Origin of the sequence: Streptomyces alboflavus, assembly GCF_000716675.1 — a bacterium.
Taxonomy (GTDB): Bacteria; Actinomycetota; Actinomycetes; order Streptomycetales; family Streptomycetaceae; genus Streptomyces; species Streptomyces alboflavus.
In genome coordinates this window covers 26,065-40,766 of the sequence record NZ_JNXT01000055.1, presented here as the reverse complement: position 1 = coordinate 40,766, position 14,702 = coordinate 26,065, and the positions used below count along the sequence as shown (strand labels likewise).

General features: G+C 72.4%; 14 protein-coding genes, 1 tRNA gene and 1 pseudogene. 6 read left to right on the top strand and 10 right to left on the bottom strand.

The genetic code is table 11. From position 1 onward, the window contains the following. Positions 1 to 11: 11 nt before the first annotated feature. Positions 12 to 1,154, bottom strand: a complete 1,143-nt coding sequence (rho, locus tag OO63_RS32030; RefSeq protein WP_106983390.1) for a transcription termination factor Rho — start codon at positions 1,152 to 1,154, stop codon at positions 12 to 14. A 696-nt stretch (positions 1,155 to 1,850) separates the two neighbouring features. Between rho and OO63_RS32025 the strand changes: the two genes are divergently transcribed. After that, positions 1,851 to 2,378 carry a GNAT family N-acetyltransferase gene (locus OO63_RS32025; protein ID WP_030359387.1) on the top strand — a complete coding sequence of 176 codons (528 nt, stop codon included), beginning with the start codon at positions 1,851 to 1,853 and terminating at the stop codon, positions 2,376 to 2,378. A gap of 58 nt (positions 2,379 to 2,436) precedes the next feature. Here the strand turns inward: OO63_RS32025 and amaB are convergent, their stop codons facing one another. The 3 genes from amaB to OO63_RS32010 form a co-directional block, all read right to left on the bottom strand. Beyond that, positions 2,437 to 3,987, bottom strand: coding sequence for an L-piperidine-6-carboxylate dehydrogenase (gene amaB, locus OO63_RS32020; RefSeq protein WP_030359386.1), 1,551 nt, complete (start codon positions 3,985 to 3,987; stop codon positions 2,437 to 2,439). 121 nt (positions 3,988 to 4,108) lie between these two features. Then, positions 4,109 to 5,557 carry a 2-oxoadipate dioxygenase/decarboxylase gene (gene hglS / locus OO63_RS32015; RefSeq protein ID WP_051811379.1) on the bottom strand — a complete coding sequence of 483 codons (1,449 nt, stop codon included), beginning with the start codon at positions 5,555 to 5,557 and terminating at the stop codon, positions 4,109 to 4,111. A 60-nt stretch (positions 5,558 to 5,617) separates the two neighbouring features. Next, a complete protein-coding gene (locus tag OO63_RS32010) occupies positions 5,618 to 6,787 on the bottom strand; it encodes an NAD(P)/FAD-dependent oxidoreductase (protein WP_030359384.1) in 1,170 nt (389 codons plus the stop codon). 356 nt (positions 6,788 to 7,143) lie between these two features. Here OO63_RS32010 and OO63_RS45675 point away from each other — a divergent pair, with 356 nt between their 5' ends. The 3 genes from OO63_RS45675 (at position 7,144) to OO63_RS31995 (ending at position 9,838) form a co-directional block, all read left to right on the top strand. Next, the gene (locus OO63_RS45675; protein ID WP_030359383.1) at positions 7,144 to 7,467 is read left to right on the top strand and encodes an STAS domain-containing protein; all 324 of its coding nucleotides are present in this window, start codon (positions 7,144 to 7,146) and stop codon (positions 7,465 to 7,467) included. Between the two features lie 244 nt (positions 7,468 to 7,711). Next, positions 7,712 to 8,074 carry a hypothetical protein gene (locus OO63_RS45670; protein ID WP_157854096.1) on the top strand — a complete coding sequence of 121 codons (363 nt, stop codon included), beginning with the start codon at positions 7,712 to 7,714 and terminating at the stop codon, positions 8,072 to 8,074. A 273-nt stretch (positions 8,075 to 8,347) separates the two neighbouring features. Further along, positions 8,348 to 9,838, top strand: a complete 1,491-nt coding sequence (locus tag OO63_RS31995) for an FG-GAP-like repeat-containing protein (protein WP_078619491.1) — start codon at positions 8,348 to 8,350, stop codon at positions 9,836 to 9,838. Positions 9,839 to 10,009: 171 nt separating this feature from the next. Here the strand turns inward: OO63_RS31995 and OO63_RS31990 are convergent, their stop codons facing one another. Next, positions 10,010 to 10,363: an ArsR/SmtB family transcription factor gene (locus OO63_RS31990; protein WP_397622238.1), complete on the bottom strand. Its 354-nt coding sequence runs from the start codon at positions 10,361 to 10,363 to the stop codon at positions 10,010 to 10,012. A 54-nt stretch (positions 10,364 to 10,417) separates the two neighbouring features. Between OO63_RS31990 and OO63_RS31985 the strand changes: the two genes are divergently transcribed. Beyond that, a complete protein-coding gene (locus tag OO63_RS31985) occupies positions 10,418 to 11,218 on the top strand; it encodes an SDR family NAD(P)-dependent oxidoreductase (RefSeq protein WP_051811385.1) in 801 nt (266 codons plus the stop codon). A 229-nt stretch (positions 11,219 to 11,447) separates the two neighbouring features. On the opposite strand, the pseudogene OO63_RS31980 reads toward OO63_RS31985, so the two are convergent. Continuing rightward, positions 11,448 to 11,819 (bottom strand): annotated as a pseudogene (locus OO63_RS31980) (SpoIIE family protein phosphatase); the annotation flags it as partial. Between the two features lie 202 nt (positions 11,820 to 12,021). On the opposite strand from OO63_RS31980, the gene OO63_RS31975 reads away from it, so the two are divergent. After that, positions 12,022 to 12,094 (top strand) — tRNA-Arg (locus OO63_RS31975). An 82-nt stretch (positions 12,095 to 12,176) separates the two neighbouring features. Here the strand turns inward: OO63_RS31975 and OO63_RS31970 are convergent. The 4 genes from OO63_RS31970 to OO63_RS31955 all read right to left on the bottom strand — a co-directional run bounded on the left by OO63_RS31970 (position 12,177) and on the right by OO63_RS31955 (position 14,656). Further along, positions 12,177 to 12,707, bottom strand: coding sequence for a hypothetical protein (locus OO63_RS31970; protein ID WP_030359377.1), 531 nt, complete (start codon positions 12,705 to 12,707; stop codon positions 12,177 to 12,179). Further along, complete coding sequence (locus OO63_RS31965; protein WP_030359376.1) at positions 12,698 to 12,877, bottom strand: hypothetical protein; 180 nt, start codon at positions 12,875 to 12,877, stop codon at positions 12,698 to 12,700. Before OO63_RS31965 ends, OO63_RS31970 begins: the two co-directional genes overlap by 10 nt. Beyond that, the gene (locus tag OO63_RS31960; protein WP_030359375.1) at positions 12,874 to 13,347 is read right to left on the bottom strand and encodes a hypothetical protein; all 474 of its coding nucleotides are present in this window, start codon (positions 13,345 to 13,347) and stop codon (positions 12,874 to 12,876) included. The genes OO63_RS31965 and OO63_RS31960 overlap by 4 nt, the downstream gene beginning before the upstream one ends. Positions 13,348 to 13,453: 106 nt before the next feature. Next, positions 13,454 to 14,656: a helix-turn-helix domain-containing protein gene (locus OO63_RS31955; protein WP_030359374.1), complete on the bottom strand. Its 1,203-nt coding sequence runs from the start codon at positions 14,654 to 14,656 to the stop codon at positions 13,454 to 13,456. Between the last annotated feature and the right edge of the window lie 46 nt (positions 14,657 to 14,702).

Here is a 14,702-nt window from a genome sequence, read left to right as displayed (position 1 = left end):
CGCCGCAACGCTCACGCCGCCACAGCCCCCGGCACCGTCTCCCGCACCTGGCGCAGGAACACCGCGTTGCTGGGCGTGCGTCGGATGTGTTCGAGGAGGGCTTCCAGGCCGCCGCTGGTCTCGCGGGTGTGGAGGGCGCGACGGAGGCCGCGCAGGGCGGTCAACTCCGTGGGCGGTACGAGGAGTTCCTCGCGGCGGGTGCCGGACGGGGTGACGTCGATGGCCGGGAAGACGCGGCGGTCGGCGAGGGTGCGGTCCAGGCGCAGTTCCATGTTGCCCGTGGACTTGAGCTCTTCGAAGTAGTAGTCGTCGGCGCGGGAGCCGGTGTCGACCAGGGCGGTGGCGAGGATGGTCAGGGAGCCGCCCTCCTCGGCCAGGCGGGCGGCGCCGAAGAGGCGCTTGGGGCCCTGGACGGAGCCCGCGTCGACGCCGCCGCTGAGGGTGCGGCCGCCGGACGCGGCGGAGTTGTTGTAGGCGCGGCACAGGCGGGTCAGGGAGTCGAAGAGCATCACGACGTCGCGGCCCTCCTCGACGAGCCGCTTGGCGCGTTCGACGGCGAGTTCGGCGAGGGCGATGTGTGCCTTCGGCGGCCGGTCGAAGGTGGAGGCGAGGACTTCGCCGCGTACGGAGCGCCGCATGTCGGTGACCTCCTCGGGCCGTTCGTCCAGGAGGACGACCATGAGGTGGCACTCGGGGTGGTTCTCGGCGACGGCGGCGGCGAGCTGCTTGAGCAGGACGGTCTTGCCGGTGCGCGGCGGCGCGACGATCAGGCCGCGCTGCCCCTTGCCGACGGGCGCGACGAGGTCGATGACGCGGGTCGCGAAGGCGCCGGGGGCGTTGCCCGGCCGTTCCAGGCGCAGCCGCTCGCGCGGGTGCAGCGGGGTGAGGTCGGCGAACTCGGTTCGGGAGCCGGGCGCTTGGGGCGCGCGGCCGTTCACGCGGGCGACGTCGGTGAGCACGCGTGGCTTCTCACCGCAGGTGCCCTCGACGAAGTCGCCGGTGCGCAGGCCGAGTCGGCGGACGAGGGCGGCCGGGACGAGCACGTCGTCCGGGCCGGGGAGGCAACCGGCGGCGCGCAGATGTCCGTTGGGCGCGCGGTTCGTACGGGTGGGTGCGATGTCCAGGACACCGCTGTGGAGGATCTGGCTGGTCATGAGTGTGGGTCCTTTCGCGGACATGCGAATGAAGGGGCCCGCGCGGCGGAGAGTTCACGCCTGGTACGACGGGCGATCGGCGGGAGCGTGGCCGACGGAACGCGGACCACGAGCGAGCCGTGAAGGGGACGAGACCCGGTACGGGGTGGAGCCGAGGGGGTGGAGCAGGTGGTGCTGGGGTGGTGAGGTTGTGCGTGGAGACTGGGGCGGAGAAGTTCAGCGCCCGAGAGAACGGCTGCACCCGAAACGGGGAAAGAAGCACCGGCGCCCAGAGCGGGCGTACACACGTGCTGTCCGCACCGTAGCACACCGACGGCGCCAACGGCGCAATCCGCCGAGGATCTTGAGCCTCCGCACGCCCGGTGACGCTACGTACGTGATCCAGTACGTTCAGTACTCGTAAGGGGCACCACCCCCGAACCGCGTCGGCCGATGCCCCTGAGCGCGTCGGCCGGCGCACGGACAGCCCGTCCCACAACTGACCGCCCCGCCCGACTGCGCCCCCCACGGGCAGCCGGGCGGGGGTGGGCACGGGCGGCGGGAGGGTCGCACGCGGAACCAGAACGCCGCGTGCGGCCCTGGCTGCCGGGCCCACGAGGGACAAAGGCCCCCAGAACCCCCCATCACCGCAAGAGAGTCGACAACTCAGGCCGATCGCCCTGCCGTTCGGGACCCGCCCCGCCGTACCGTTCTCCCATGCCCGAACTCCAGCGCCTGCGCCCCGACCACGCCCCGGCCCTGCTCGCCTTCGAACGGGAGAACCGCGCGTACTTCGCCGCGTCGGTACCGGACCGCGGCGACGCCTACTTCGCCGAGTTCGACGCACGGCACGCGGCGCTCCTGGCCGAGCAGGAGGCCGGGGACTGTCACTTCCACGTCCTCGTGGGCGGCGACGGCGAGATCTTCGGGCGGGTCAACCTCGTGGACGTGGCGGAAGGATCGGCCGAACTCGGCTACCGCATCGCCGAGAAGGCCGCCCGGCAGGGCCTCGCCACGTCCGCCGTGGAGAAGGTGTGCGCCCTCGCGGCCACCGAGTACGGCCTGACGTCCCTGCGCGCCTCGACGACCCACGACAATCCCGGCTCCGAGGCGGTCCTCGCCCGCTGCGGCTTCGTCCCGGCGGGCGAGATCGAGCTCGACGGCCGCCCCGGGATCACGTACACCCGGGACCTCACGGGCGTCGCCCGGACCGGGGCCGTGTCCGGGCGACGGTACACCGCGTGAGGACGTTCGCTGGAACGAACGCTCTCTTCAGCGCACCTCGTTCAGCAGAAGCGGCCCGCTAGAGGAAGCTGACGTTCTGCGCCAGCGCCAGCCGCCCCGAGTAGTTGACGGTGTTCGTCGCGGACCGCATGTACGCCCGCCACGCGTCCGACCCGGACTCCCGCCCGCCGCCGGTCTCCTTCTCGCCGCCGAACGCCCCGCCGATCTCGGCCCCGCTGGTGCCGATGTTGACGTTGGCGATGCCGCAGTCGGACCCCTCGGCGGACAGGAACAGCTCGGCCTCGGCCTGGTCGCGGGTGAAGATGCTGGAGGACAGGCCCTGCGGCACGTCGTTGTGCAGGGCGATGGCCTCCTCCAGGGTCTCGTACGTCATGACGTACAGGATCGGCGCGAAGGTCTCCTCGCGGACGACGCCGGTCTGCGCGCCGACGCGGACGATCACCGGCTCGACGTACGCGGCGTCGGGCGCGATGTCCGCGAACCGGCGGCCGCCGCCCGCGAGCACCTTGCCGCCTTCGGCCTGGGCGCGGGCCACGGACTCCTGCATGCGGTCGAGCGCGGCGGTGGAGATCAGCGGCCCGACGAGGGTCGCGTCGTCGAAGGGGTCGCCGACGGGCAGCTTGGCGTAGGCGGCGGTGAGCCGGGCCACGAGGGTGTCGGCGATGTCGCGGTGCACGATGAGGCGGCGCAGCGTGGTGCACCGCTGCCCGGCCGTGCCCGCCGCCGCGAACACGATGCCCTGCACGGCGAGGTCCAGGTCGGCGGAGGGCGCGACGACGGCGGCGTTGTTGCCGCCGAGTTCGAGCAGCGTCCGGCCGAAGCGGGCGGCGACGCGCGGTCCCACCTCGCGTCCCATCCGCGTGGACCCGGTGGCGCTGACGAGCGCGACCCGGGAGTCGTCGACGAGCTGTTCGCCGACGGCCCGGTCGCCGATGACGAGCCGGTGCACGCCGTCGGGCGCGCCGACGTCCTCGGCCGCCCGGTCGAGCAGCCGCGCGCAGGCCAGCGAGATCAGCGGGGTCAGCTCGGACGGCTTCCAGACGACGGTGTCGCCGCAGGCCAGGGCCACGGCGGTGTTCCAGGACCAGACGGCACAGGGGAAGTTGAACGCGGAGACGACCCCGACGACGCCCAGCGGGTGCCAGGTCTCGGCGAGCCGGTGCCCGGGCCGCTCGGAGGCGATGGTCCGCCCGTACAGCTGCCGGGACAGACCCACCGCGAAGTCGCAGATGTCGATCATCTCCTGGACCTCGCCGAGCGCCTCGGAGCGGATCTTGCCCGCCTCGACGGTGACGAGGTCGGCGAGGTCGCTCTTGTGCGTGCGCAGCAACTCGCCGAGGCGGCGCACCAGTTCGCCCCGGATCGGGGCCGGGGTGGACCGCCACACGAGGAAGGCGCGGTGCGCGTCGGCGACGGCCTCCTCGACGCCGGCCGCGCTCGCGGCGGGCACGGGGAACAGGCGCTCACCGGTGATCGGCGTGCGCGCGTGACAGACCTCGCGCTCGGATCCGCCGCCGCCCACGGCTTCGTCGAGCGTGACGCCGACGCGGTCGAGGGCGGCGCGGGCCCTGGTACGGAGGTCGTCGGTGGTGGGGAGGGTGCGGGGCATGGGGCTCCTTGAGTCGAGGGGTGCGGGCCGGGGGCCGTGAGGCTGGACGGACGGGCTGGGCGAGGCGGGGGCCGGGCTCAGGTGCGGTCGGGCCGGGCTCGGCTCGGGCTCGGGGCCGGGCTCAGGCGGGCGGCGGCACCTCCACCCGGTCGAGCCGCAGCTCCTGGGCGACCCGCCCGAGGGACCGTTCCTGCTGCCCCTCGTACAGGGCGAACGGATCGAGTACGTCCCGGCCGACGGCGCCGGACAGCCAGTCGCTGTCGTACGCGGCGCCCGCCTCGCCGTCCTTGCGGGTGCCGGAGCCGTCCAGGTTGGACTGGAAGATCCCGGCGGCGGACCGGGGCAGGAAGTCCTCGTACACGATCGGGTCGGCGCGCACCCAGCCCTCGCGGAGCAGCCCGGGCAGGTCCTGCGGCGGGGTGCGGCCGTCGCGGGGCCTGTCGGCGACGACGTGGTACGTGAAGTGGGCGAGGCCGCACGCGGCGAGGGCGTGCTCGGTGCGGGGGAAGTGGTCGGGCCAGAGGGCGCGGGCGCGGTCGGCGCGGGTGTCGGCGGGCCCCTCCGCGTCGAGCCGCGCGAGCAGCTCGTCGTAGCGCGCACGCCCCCGCCTGCTGAGCGCGATCCCCCGCGCCTCGACCTCCCCGAACCGCACCCGCAGCGCCCCCGGGACCACGCTTCCGTCCGGCTGCCGCATGGCGCGCGGCTCGTCCAGGGCGCGGAAGGAGGTCTGGCGGAGCAGCACGTCGGGCCCGTCCCACTTCGGCGGCCCCTGGATGGCGTCGATCATCCGGACGCCGCGCTCTGTCATGCGCCGGTACAGCTCGTCGATGTCGAGGACGCGCGGGGTCAGATGGTTGATGTGGGTGCTGCGTACGCCCCCGATGTCCGCGGCGACGGCGGAGACCCGCTCCAGCGTCTCGTACCACGCCCGGTCGACCGGCTCGGGCGACAACTCGAAGGCCCTGACGGCGAGTTGCAGGAACCGCTCGGCGTCGCCGCCCGGCAGTCCCTGCTCCGCCTCGGCCCGGTCGGCGAGGGCGAGCAGCTCGGCGGGGAACAACTCCCGCTCCCCCAGGAACCGTTCGAGCCTGGCCCGCAGGTCGGCGTCGAAGAAGCGGGGGTCGGCCGGGGTGAGCAGCGAGGTGAAGACGCGGAAGGGGTTGCGGGCCAGCTCGACGCCGTCGACCGGGCGGAAGGCGGTGGACACGACGGGCACGGCGCTGGCGGCGGCCTCGCGCAGGTCGTAGAACCCGACGGGCCGCATCCCGAGGGCTCCGAAGACCCGGCCGACCTGCGCCAGCTCGGCGGGCGTCCCGACCCGGATGGCCCCGTGCCGCTCGGCGGTGACCCGCCCGATCGCCCCGAGCCGCTCGGCGTCCGCGCCGCGCTCGCGCAGCACGTCCTCGTTCACCTCGCGCGAGACGTCGACGAGGGTGGTGTACGCGGGGACCTCGCGCCCGTACATGGTGGAGAGGCGGGCGGCGAAGGCGGCGCGGAGCTGCCATGGGGTGAGCCAGGCGGCCCCTTGCGGGACGGTGCCGGACACCTCGCGCGCTGCCTGATGCTCCATCACGTTGCCTCCCTGTCGGTCAGTTGCCGCAGTTCCTGCCGTTCCTGCGATTCCCGCTCGTCACACGACGTGGGCCTCGGGGCGGCCGCCGGTGGCCGCGCCGCCGTCGCCGTCGCGGAAGCGGTCCGCGCCGAGCGGGGTGACGTCGACGACCGGCCGCCGCCCGAGGAAAAGATCCCGTACAACCTCTCCCGCAGCGGGGGCCTGAAGGAACCCGTGCCCCGAAAACCCGGTGGCGTAAAGGAAGTTGGAGACGCGCGCGTCCCGTCCGATGAGGGCGTTCCGGTCGGGCGTGACCTCGTAGAGGCCGGCCCACCCCCCGGCGATCTCCAGGTCGGCGAGGGCGGGGGCGCGCCGCCGCGCCACGTCCCGGAACAGCTCGAGCCAGTCCGGGGTCCAGGTGGTGTCGAACCCCTCCTCCTGGGCGGGGTCGGCGAGCCCGACGAGCAGGCCGTCGTCGCTGTTGTGGAAGTAGGCGGTCGAGGAGAAGTCGATGGTGAAGGGGATGCGCGGGGCGGGTGGGTCGAGCGGCCGGGTGAGGGCGATCTGCCGTCGCAGGGGCCGCACCGGCAGCCGCACCCCGGCCGCCTCGCCGACCCCGGCGGACCAGGCTCCGGCGGCGCACACCAGGGTGGAGCAGGGGATGACGCCGCGGTCGGTGCGGACGGCGGTGACGCGCCCGCCGGCGTCGTCGAGGTCCACGCCGGTGACCGTGGTGCCGGTGCGGAACCGGACCCCGGCGCGGGCGGCGGCGCGGGCGTAGCCCTGGATGACGAGGCCGGGGCGGGCGTGGCCGTCGTCCGGCGAGTGGACGGCGCCGACGAGGCCCTCGGTGCGTACGTACGGACACAGCGCGCGTGCGCGTTCCGGGCTGATGACGCGGCTGGGCACGCCCAGGGCGTTCTGCGTGGCGACGCTCTCCTCGAACGCGGCGAGATCCGCTTCGTCACTGAGCAGGAACAGATACCCGGCCCGCTCCAGGCGGATGTCGCCGCCGGGCCTGCGCCCGAAGTCGCCGTACGCCCTGAGGCTCCGCAGCCCCAGCTCGATGTTGACCGGGTCGGAGAACTGCGCCCGCACCCCGCCGATCGGCTTGCCCGAACTGCCGCACCCGAGCGTGCCGCGCTCGACGACGACGATGTCCCCGACCCCGGCCTCGGCGAGGTGGAAGGCGATGGAGACGCCCATGACGCCGCCGCCGACGATGACGAGGGAGGGGGTGTCGGGCAGGTCGGACGGGTCGGGCTGGCCGGACGGGTCAGGGGTACCGGATGGTGCGGCCGACGCAGAGGTCAAGGTGCGATCCCTCCCACTCAACACAGGTTCGACACAGGTGCGACGCGGACTGCTGATGACCGGTGATCAGGCGCTGGAACGATCTCTCCCCATCGTGCAGCAGGATGCCCCGCCACGTCAGCAGGGCCCCTCGAAACACCGTCCGCCTGGTCCCCTCGCTCGCTCGATGTCACGTGCGGCGGGCGTTGCCTCGACGTGCTGTGGGGCAACCTGCGGGGCAAACACCCGTTCACGCTCGTCCTGCGGGATCCAGGACCCTTCCTACCGTTGCCGTGTGCAAAAGTGGAGCGATGGACCGGTTGGCGATCTATGAGACCTCCTCTGGCGGCAGCCCCGCGTTTCTCACGCTCACGCTCTTCGGGGAACTGGACGTCATGAACGTCGGCCAACTCAGTGATGCCGTCGTGCGCGAGCTGAAGGCAGGCCACCGGCATCTGCTGCTCGACCTGAACGAGATCACGTACTGCGACAACGGCAGCCTCTTCACGCTGCTGGGGATGCGCCACGCCGCCGGCCACGCCGGCGGCAGCCTCGCTCTCACCTCCGCGAGCAAGTCCGTCCACGAAGCCCTCGACCGATCCGGACTGCGCGACCTCTTGCCCTTCACTCGGTAGCACCGGGCCTCGACCCCGGCTGCGGCAGGGAGATGCCCCGTCCGGCGCGCCCGGGCGGGGCAGAGCGGGCGACTGGACGGGCTCGGTCAGAGCCACATCATGCGCGGTCACCTCTCGAGGGATGCGCAACTCTCCGTCGACGCCCTGATGTTGGAGACAGGGTGACCTTGACCGGATGTGAAACTCGTGAGGATAGTGTGACTGTTCCATGGATGGCTTGTTCGCAGCCCGAGGGGGAGAACTCATGAAGGCACGTACTACTTTCCAAGGCATCGTTGTCGGCATCGCGGCCACAACCGCGGTGCTCAGCGGGACGACGGCACAGGCGGCGGCCTCCGAGGCCGAACCCACCTGCTCGTATCCTTCGGTCTGCTTCATCCACGGCGGAGAAATGGTCGACGAGTACTACCACGTGTCCGGCTGGCAGTACCTGCCGATCCCGCTGCCCGCTCCGCTCCGGGTCGTGAACACGCGTCATGAGACGGTCTGGATCGGCGACAGCAAGGGTGGCGCCCAGTGCATCCAGCCCGAGTCGGCCGTCGACATCCCGTTCGGCACCATCGAAGCCGTGCGGGTCGACGACTCGGTCGAGTGCGACCTCACCTGATTTCATCGCCCGGAAACCCGCACGCGGATGCCCGCCGGGGAGATCACCGTCGTAGTGATCGCCTCAGCGGTGCTCAGCGGCAACCATCGCCCCACCAGGTGCCGGGGATGCGGGCCGCCACGCCGGTAACAACTCCACAACACCCTCCCCGCCTTCCACAACCGCCACTCTCTGCCACTGGTCTCCCCTGCACCGAGATCCGGACCAACAGGTATCCGAACCCAAGGCCAACGTCCGGCGAACTCATCGAGACACCGCAGGAGACACCGACCCATGCCCCATCAGGAGCACAGCACCACCCCGCACAGACGCGGCCGCCCCCACCTCGCCGCCGCCATCGGCGTGGCAGCCGCGCTGACCGGCGGGCTGCTCATGGTCGCCGCCCCCGCGGCGACGGCGGCGCCGAAGGCGGACCTTCCGGCCGCGGACGCCGACTTCAACGGTGACGGCTACGCCGACGTGGCCGCGTCCGCGCCCACCGCCTCCGTGAACGGCAAGAAGCACGCGGGCACCGTCTCCGTGATCTACGGGAAGGCGACCGGCGCCGGCCGCACCACGACGTACTCCCAGAACAGCCCGGGGGTGCCCGGAACCGCCGAGGCCGGTGACTTCTTCGGCGGCGAGACCGCGTACGGGGACTTCGACCGCGACGGCTACGACGACCTGGCCGTCGGCGCGCCGGGCGAGGACGTCGGCGGCGACAAGGACGGCGGCACCGCGCAGATCCTGTGGGGGTCGGCGAGCGGCCTCAAGGGCGGCACCACCGTGCAGGACCCGCGCCCCACGAAGCACGACGGCTTCGGCGGTGCCCTTGAGGCCGGTGACTTCAACGGCGACGGCAGGGACGACCTCGCGCTGGGCACGTACTCGGCTGCGACCATCGACGTCTACCGCGGCGGCCTCTCCCAGGGCGGCACCAGCCGCTACACGGTCAAGCCCCCCATCCACGGCGGCAGCGGCGACGGCGTGCGCAACCTGCACTCCGGCGACGCCAACGGCGACGGCGTCGACGACCTGATCGTCAACGGCTACGAGAAGGACACACCGAACGGCTACAACGCCAACTTCTGGCTGCCCGGCTCTCCTTCGGGCCTCAAGGCAGGCACCGCCGAGAAGCTGCTGCCGGGCGTCATCACGGACCTGGGTGACACCGACAAGGACGGCTACGACGACGTCGTCATCGGCAACTACTGGGACGATCACATCACAGGCTCCGCGCGCGGCGGCGCCGTCCACGTGGTGCACGGCAGCGTGAACGGGCCGGACAGCGGCGACCGGCAGAAGTTCACCCAGGACACCTCCGGCGTGCCCGGCGCAGGCGAGAAGGGCGACTCCTTCGGCACCGAGATCGACCTCGGCGACGTCAACGGCGACGGCCACCTGGACCTCGTGGTCGGCGCGCCCGGCGAGACCGTCAACGGCGTGACGGACACCGGCGCGGCGACCGTCCTGTACGGCGCGGCGAACGGCTCCGGCATCAGCGGCAAGGGCGCGAGGTTCCTCACCCAGAACACCGCTGGCGTGCCGAACTCCGACGAGAAGGGCGACTTCCTCGGCTCGGACGTGCACATCGACGACCTGAACGGCGACGGCCGCGGCGACATCGTCCTCGGTGCCTCCGGTGAGAACGGCGGCAACGGCGCGGTGTACCCGCTGATCTCCCGCGCCGACGGCTCCCTCAAGGGCGCCTCCGGCGTCTACACCTCCACGGCCGGCATCTCCGCCACGGGCAGCCCGCAGTTCGGCTTCCGCTTCGCCGACTGACCTGCGGCGCGGCTCACGGGGCGCGGCTCACGGGGTGTGCCTCACGGGGCGTGGCTCACGGGGTGCCCGCTCCGTGAGCCGCGACCGGAGAGATCCGGCAGCCCGTTGCGGCCCGCGTGCGACACCGCTCCAGGCTGGTGTCCGCCGACGGCCAGACGGGCTCCGGTGCCGTCAGGTTGTCGGCGCGTCGTCGGCGAGGCCGACGTGGGTACCCAGGCCGTCGCGGTGGGCGGCGCCGAGGACGGCGTCAAGCAGCCCGGGGAAGCGGGCGTCGAGGTCGCCGCGGCGTAGTTCGACGAAGCAGCGGGTGCCTTCCTGTCGGGTGCGGGTGACGCCCGCGTCGCGGAGCACGCGCAGGTGATGGCTGAGGGTGGACTTGGCCACCGGCGCCCGCAGTTCGCCCCATCCGTGTTCGCGGCCGTCGGCGAGCACCCGCACCAGGCCGACCCTGAGGGGGTCGTTGAGCGCGCCCATCACGTCGATGAGGTTGATCTCGTCCGGAGCCGGGTGCCGCGCCTGCTTCATGGCGACCATGCTACGTTATTCGATGTTTCACGAACATCGAACATTGAGGTGATCATGAACGCCGGGTCCCCCGCCGAACGCATCGACCCCGTCGACCTCGCCGAACGCGTCGACCTCGCCGAACGCGTCGTCATCGTCACCGGCGCCGGATCCGGCATCGGCCGGGCCGCCGCGCGCGCCTTCGCCCGCGCGGGCGCCCGGGTGCTGGGCGTCGGCCGCCGCGGCGACGCCCTGGAGGAGACGGCCGCCGGACACCCCTCGATCGCCGCCCACCGGGCCGACCTGAGCGCTCCAGGAACGCCACAGGACGTGATCGACGCGGCGATCGACCGCTGGGGACAACTGGACGTCCTGGTCAACAACGCCGGAGCCACCCGGGTCATGCCGCTGGCCGACACCACCGCCGTGGGCATCGCCGCTCTGTTCGACCTCAACGTCGTCGCGCCCAGCCTGCTGGCACACGCGGCGCTGCCGCACCTGCGCCGCAGCCACGGCTCGATCGTCAACGTCTCCAGCACCTACGGTCACCGGCCGCTGCCGGGCGGCGCCCACTACGCCGCCTCCAAGGCCGCCCTCGAACAGCTCACCCGCAGTTGGGCGATGGAGCTCGCACCCGACGGCATCCGCGTGAACGCCCTGGCCCCCGGCCCGACCGAAACCCAGGCCCTGACCGCCGCCGGACTCTCCGAGGCGACCGTCGAAATGATCAAGCGGGAGGAAGCCGCCCGCATCCCGCTCGGTCGCCGCGGCGAACCCGACGAGGTCGCCACCTGGATCCTGCGCCTGGCCGATCCCGCCACCACCTGGCTCACCGGGCAGATCCTCACCATCGACGGCGGCCTGGAACTGACCTGACGCCCCCGTCACCGCGGCGAGCGCGGTGGCGGGCGAGCGGATCGTGGCCGCGTTTCGCGGACGAGGCGGGGGACGGCGGGCGGGGCCGGGGACGGCGGACGGAGCCGGCGATGCGCGCGGAGACGCCTGCGGACGGGGCCGCCCCACCACGGGCCGGATCACCATGGGCGGGATCACGGGGGCAGCGACCGTCCGAGCGTCCGCCGGGCAGGGTGAGCCAGGGTGCGTCTCAGGGATTCTCGGTCACGTCGGCATGTGCGTGACAGCGCAGCGGCAACAGCGCCATGCCGTCGTGCTGAGGTCCGCAGACATGCCCCGCCACGTCCTCACTCAGCAGGTCGAGGGCGTTCCGGGCGCCGACGGCCTTGAGCAGACCCGCCCGCTCACCGAGCGGGCAGAAAGAGCCGTCGCCGTCGCGGGCTTCGGTGATGCCGTCGGTGTACAGGAGTACCTGCTCGCCGGGGGTGTGCTCGACGCCGTACGGCTGCGGGCCGTCGCCGCTGTGCCCGCCGAGGCTCAGGGGCGGTGCGGAGGCGGGCGGGTCCGGGAAGTGCACGCTGCCGTCGCGGCGTACGACCATCGGGGCGGTACCGCCACATCGAAAGGCCGCGCACCCAGGGCTTGATCAAGTTCCTGGAGCGCACCGCCCCCTTACCGATCCCGCCGACCACGCAGCGGCCGCCCATCACGGCCCCGTCCTGATCCGCTACCCTGTCTGGGACCGCCATCCGTGGCGGTCCCAGACCTTGCAGGGACAAGCTGAACCCTCACGCAGAGTATTCAGCCACGTTGCGCAAGGCCCCGCCTTCGTAGCTCAGGGGATAGAGCACCGCTCTCCTAAAGCGGGTGTCGCAGGTTCGAATCCTGCCGGGGGCACAGCGTCAGAACGGCCAAGGCCCAGGTCACGGAGCAAGTCTCCGGACCTGGGCCTTCGTTTGTGTGCACTCCGGCTACACGCTCAGACACCCCGGGAGAGGCTCGTCCGCTGGATCCGCCAGCCCGGTGTCCGGAAGGGCTGGGCGCCAGTCTCGCCCGGGTCCGTAACCGCACATGGGCCGGTGTGGACGAGGGAGAGCACTACGCGCGATGTCCCGAGCCACACGTGCGGCATGAACGTCTCGCCCGGCCCGAACGCGCGCTGGCAGCGCCCGCAGTAGGCCGCTCCCCACCCCGCTCGCTCCCGTGCCCGCATGGCCTCGTGCTTCATGGTCAGGGTCGTTTCGCACGGGCCTGTCCGACAGAGCGTGCAGTCCGTCACGTGGTGATCCCAGTCGAGGTACGCGGCCAGCGCCGCGCCCTGGAGCTCGTGGCACGGCGGGCAGGCGTGCGGGTAGCAGCCGTCGGCGTCGCCGAGGCTCACGCCCTGGCCGGGCAGGATCACCGTCGGGCACCAGATGCACGCGTTCCCCACGCGCTGCTCGATCGTGAGGGCGCTCGCGGCGGGCACGAGGAAGGCTCGGACGGCCTCGGCCGCGTCGGTCACGTCCACCGCGGCCGCCCCTTGTCGGCGGCGAGCCGTGCCGCGCGCACGGCACGGCGCAGGCGGGCGCTCTGGCCGCACTCGGCGCCTTTGCGGCACACCGGGCAGGCGTCGAGGTGGCGGAGGTGGATCCGGTACAGCTCGTCGGCGCGCGATGTCGCGCCGTCGGTGACGGTCATGACTCGGTCGCCTTCAAAGCCTCGGCGGTTGAGAGGAGTGCGACCAGGCGCGCAGGGTCGCACAACTGCCCGGCGCGCTCCGGCTGCACAACCCAGTACGTGACCGGCGAGATCCTTTGGCCGAGCCGCGGGAGGGCCAGATAGACGTCCCGGCGGAGGCGGTCCTCCGTCCCCTCCCACGCGGCGTCGGGCGCGATGAGGACGTAGTACAGGCCACTGCCGGTCCGGACGTCGCGGACGACGGGGCCGTGCAGCCAGTCGAGCAGTGCAGCATCCACAGTGTCGGGGTCGTCGCTACCCAGGGCGGCGTGAATGCGGCTCGCCGGGACGCGGATGGCGTCGAAGCGCTCGCCGAGCGGGAGCATCGCGACCCCGTGTCTTGCCCACTCGGTCTCGGCTTGGCGCGGGACGGGGTGGGCGCCAGCGAACCATGCGGCGATCTGCCGGCCCCGGTCCTTCAGCGTGGTCATCGGAGAACCCTCCCAGTCATGGTGATGTGACTCGCACCTGTGACCGTAGGTAGGTTCTGCCGAACTCACCCGAACTGAGAGCTCGGGCGAACCACAGGCTCGCCAGCTACACGAGGCCCATTCGCACAGCAAGTTGCTCAGCCTGCCGTGCGTGCAAGGCCCGGGCCCGACGCTTCACCGTCAGCACCAGTTGCCGCGCTAGCGGGGTCCGGGCCAAGTCTTCCGGGGCGATGGCTTCCAAGCCGAGCAGAGCGAGGAGCGCGGCGGCGTCGTCTCGACGCCGGCTATGGCAGGCCGCCACTTCCAGTCCGAAGGTGAACTTACGCTCCAGCGAAACCAGCGGGCCGGTGTCGATGGCGTCCGCTGTATGAAGCGCCTCGCCTGTCTCGCCCGCTTCCATCTCGATGGACAGGGCGTGCAACGCGACGTTCGTCGGTCCGAAGACCGTCCAGCCGATGTTGCTGCCGTCCGGGACCGCGCACGCCGCAGGCGCGGCACGCCGGACCAGCCGCTCGCGTGCCTCGGCCCAGCGTCGTCGCCGAGCTGCCCCGAGCACGGCCACCAACTGGAGCGCGCCGTCCATCGCCGTGCGCTCCATCTCCGGAATCCGGGCGGACGCGACGCGCTCCGCCGCGCGAAGCGCCAGTTCCTCCGCCTCGGCAGGCTGGTTGGCAGCGAGGAGAACGTGGCCCAAGTTCCACTGCGCTGTGGCGATGCGCAGCGGATCGTCAGCGTCCTCTGCCGCCCGCATCGCTCGATCCGCCGCGAGGGTCGCAAGGTCGACCCGCCCCGTGCGACGCAGGTACGAGCGGAGCAGGCAGTACAGATCGGCGGCGGTGCGCAAGACAGCGCGGCGGTCGATGGCATCGGAGCCGGCACGCGCCGCGCGAACCGCGTGCTCCACGTCAGCGACCAGCTCGGGCAGCGCCGCGGCGGCCGTGCTGAACCGGTCCCCGCTGGTCTGCCAGCTGTGCCACGCGGCCTCCACCCGATCCCTCAGCACGCCTGCCGTCACAGGCGCAGCGTTGCGCGCCGGCCCGGAGCCGAGGAGCGCGCGCCCCACGGCAGCGTCAGGGCTCCCGGCCGTCTCCTCCTCGGGCGAGGGCTGGGCAGAGAGCAGGGCTGCGGTGGGCACGCCTAGCTCCTGCGCGAGGGCGTACAGGACCGGCAGTGACGGAACCTTGAGGCCGCGCTCAATCTGGGACAGATAGTCCGGCGAGATGCCCACCAGCCCAGCAACCGCGTCCTGCCGACGCCCTCCGCGGTAGTGCCTGATCCGATCCCCGATGGGAAGATCTGCTGCAGCCATCTGCCCACTCCTCGCTCACTGCTCCTGAGCGTAGGGTGCCCGCTAC

Excerpts from the sequence above, each read along its gene's own strand:
- rho (WP_106983390.1), bottom strand. The coding sequence starts at position 1,154 with ATGACCAGCCAGATCCTCCACAGCGGTGTCCTGGACATCGCACCCACC.
- OO63_RS32025 (WP_030359387.1), top strand. The coding sequence starts at position 1,851 with ATGCCCGAACTCCAGCGCCTGCGCCCCGACCACGCCCCGGCCCTGCTC.
- amaB (WP_030359386.1), bottom strand. The coding sequence starts at position 3,987 with ATGCCCCGCACCCTCCCCACCACCGACGACCTCCGTACCAGGGCCCGC.
- hglS (WP_051811379.1), bottom strand. The coding sequence starts at position 5,557 with ATGGAGCATCAGGCAGCGCGCGAGGTGTCCGGCACCGTCCCGCAAGGG.
- OO63_RS45675 (WP_030359383.1), top strand. The coding sequence starts at position 7,144 with ATGGACCGGTTGGCGATCTATGAGACCTCCTCTGGCGGCAGCCCCGCG.
- OO63_RS45670 (WP_157854096.1), top strand. The coding sequence starts at position 7,712 with ATGAAGGCACGTACTACTTTCCAAGGCATCGTTGTCGGCATCGCGGCC.
- OO63_RS31995 (WP_078619491.1), top strand. The coding sequence starts at position 8,348 with ATGCCCCATCAGGAGCACAGCACCACCCCGCACAGACGCGGCCGCCCC.
- OO63_RS31990 (WP_397622238.1), bottom strand. The coding sequence starts at position 10,363 with ATGAAGCAGGCGCGGCACCCGGCTCCGGACGAGATCAACCTCATCGAC.
- OO63_RS31985 (WP_051811385.1), top strand. The coding sequence starts at position 10,418 with ATGAACGCCGGGTCCCCCGCCGAACGCATCGACCCCGTCGACCTCGCC.
- OO63_RS31965 (WP_030359376.1), bottom strand. The coding sequence starts at position 12,877 with ATGACCGTCACCGACGGCGCGACATCGCGCGCCGACGAGCTGTACCGG.
- OO63_RS31960 (WP_030359375.1), bottom strand. The coding sequence starts at position 13,347 with ATGACCACGCTGAAGGACCGGGGCCGGCAGATCGCCGCATGGTTCGCT.
- OO63_RS31955 (WP_030359374.1), bottom strand. The coding sequence starts at position 14,656 with ATGGCTGCAGCAGATCTTCCCATCGGGGATCGGATCAGGCACTACCGC.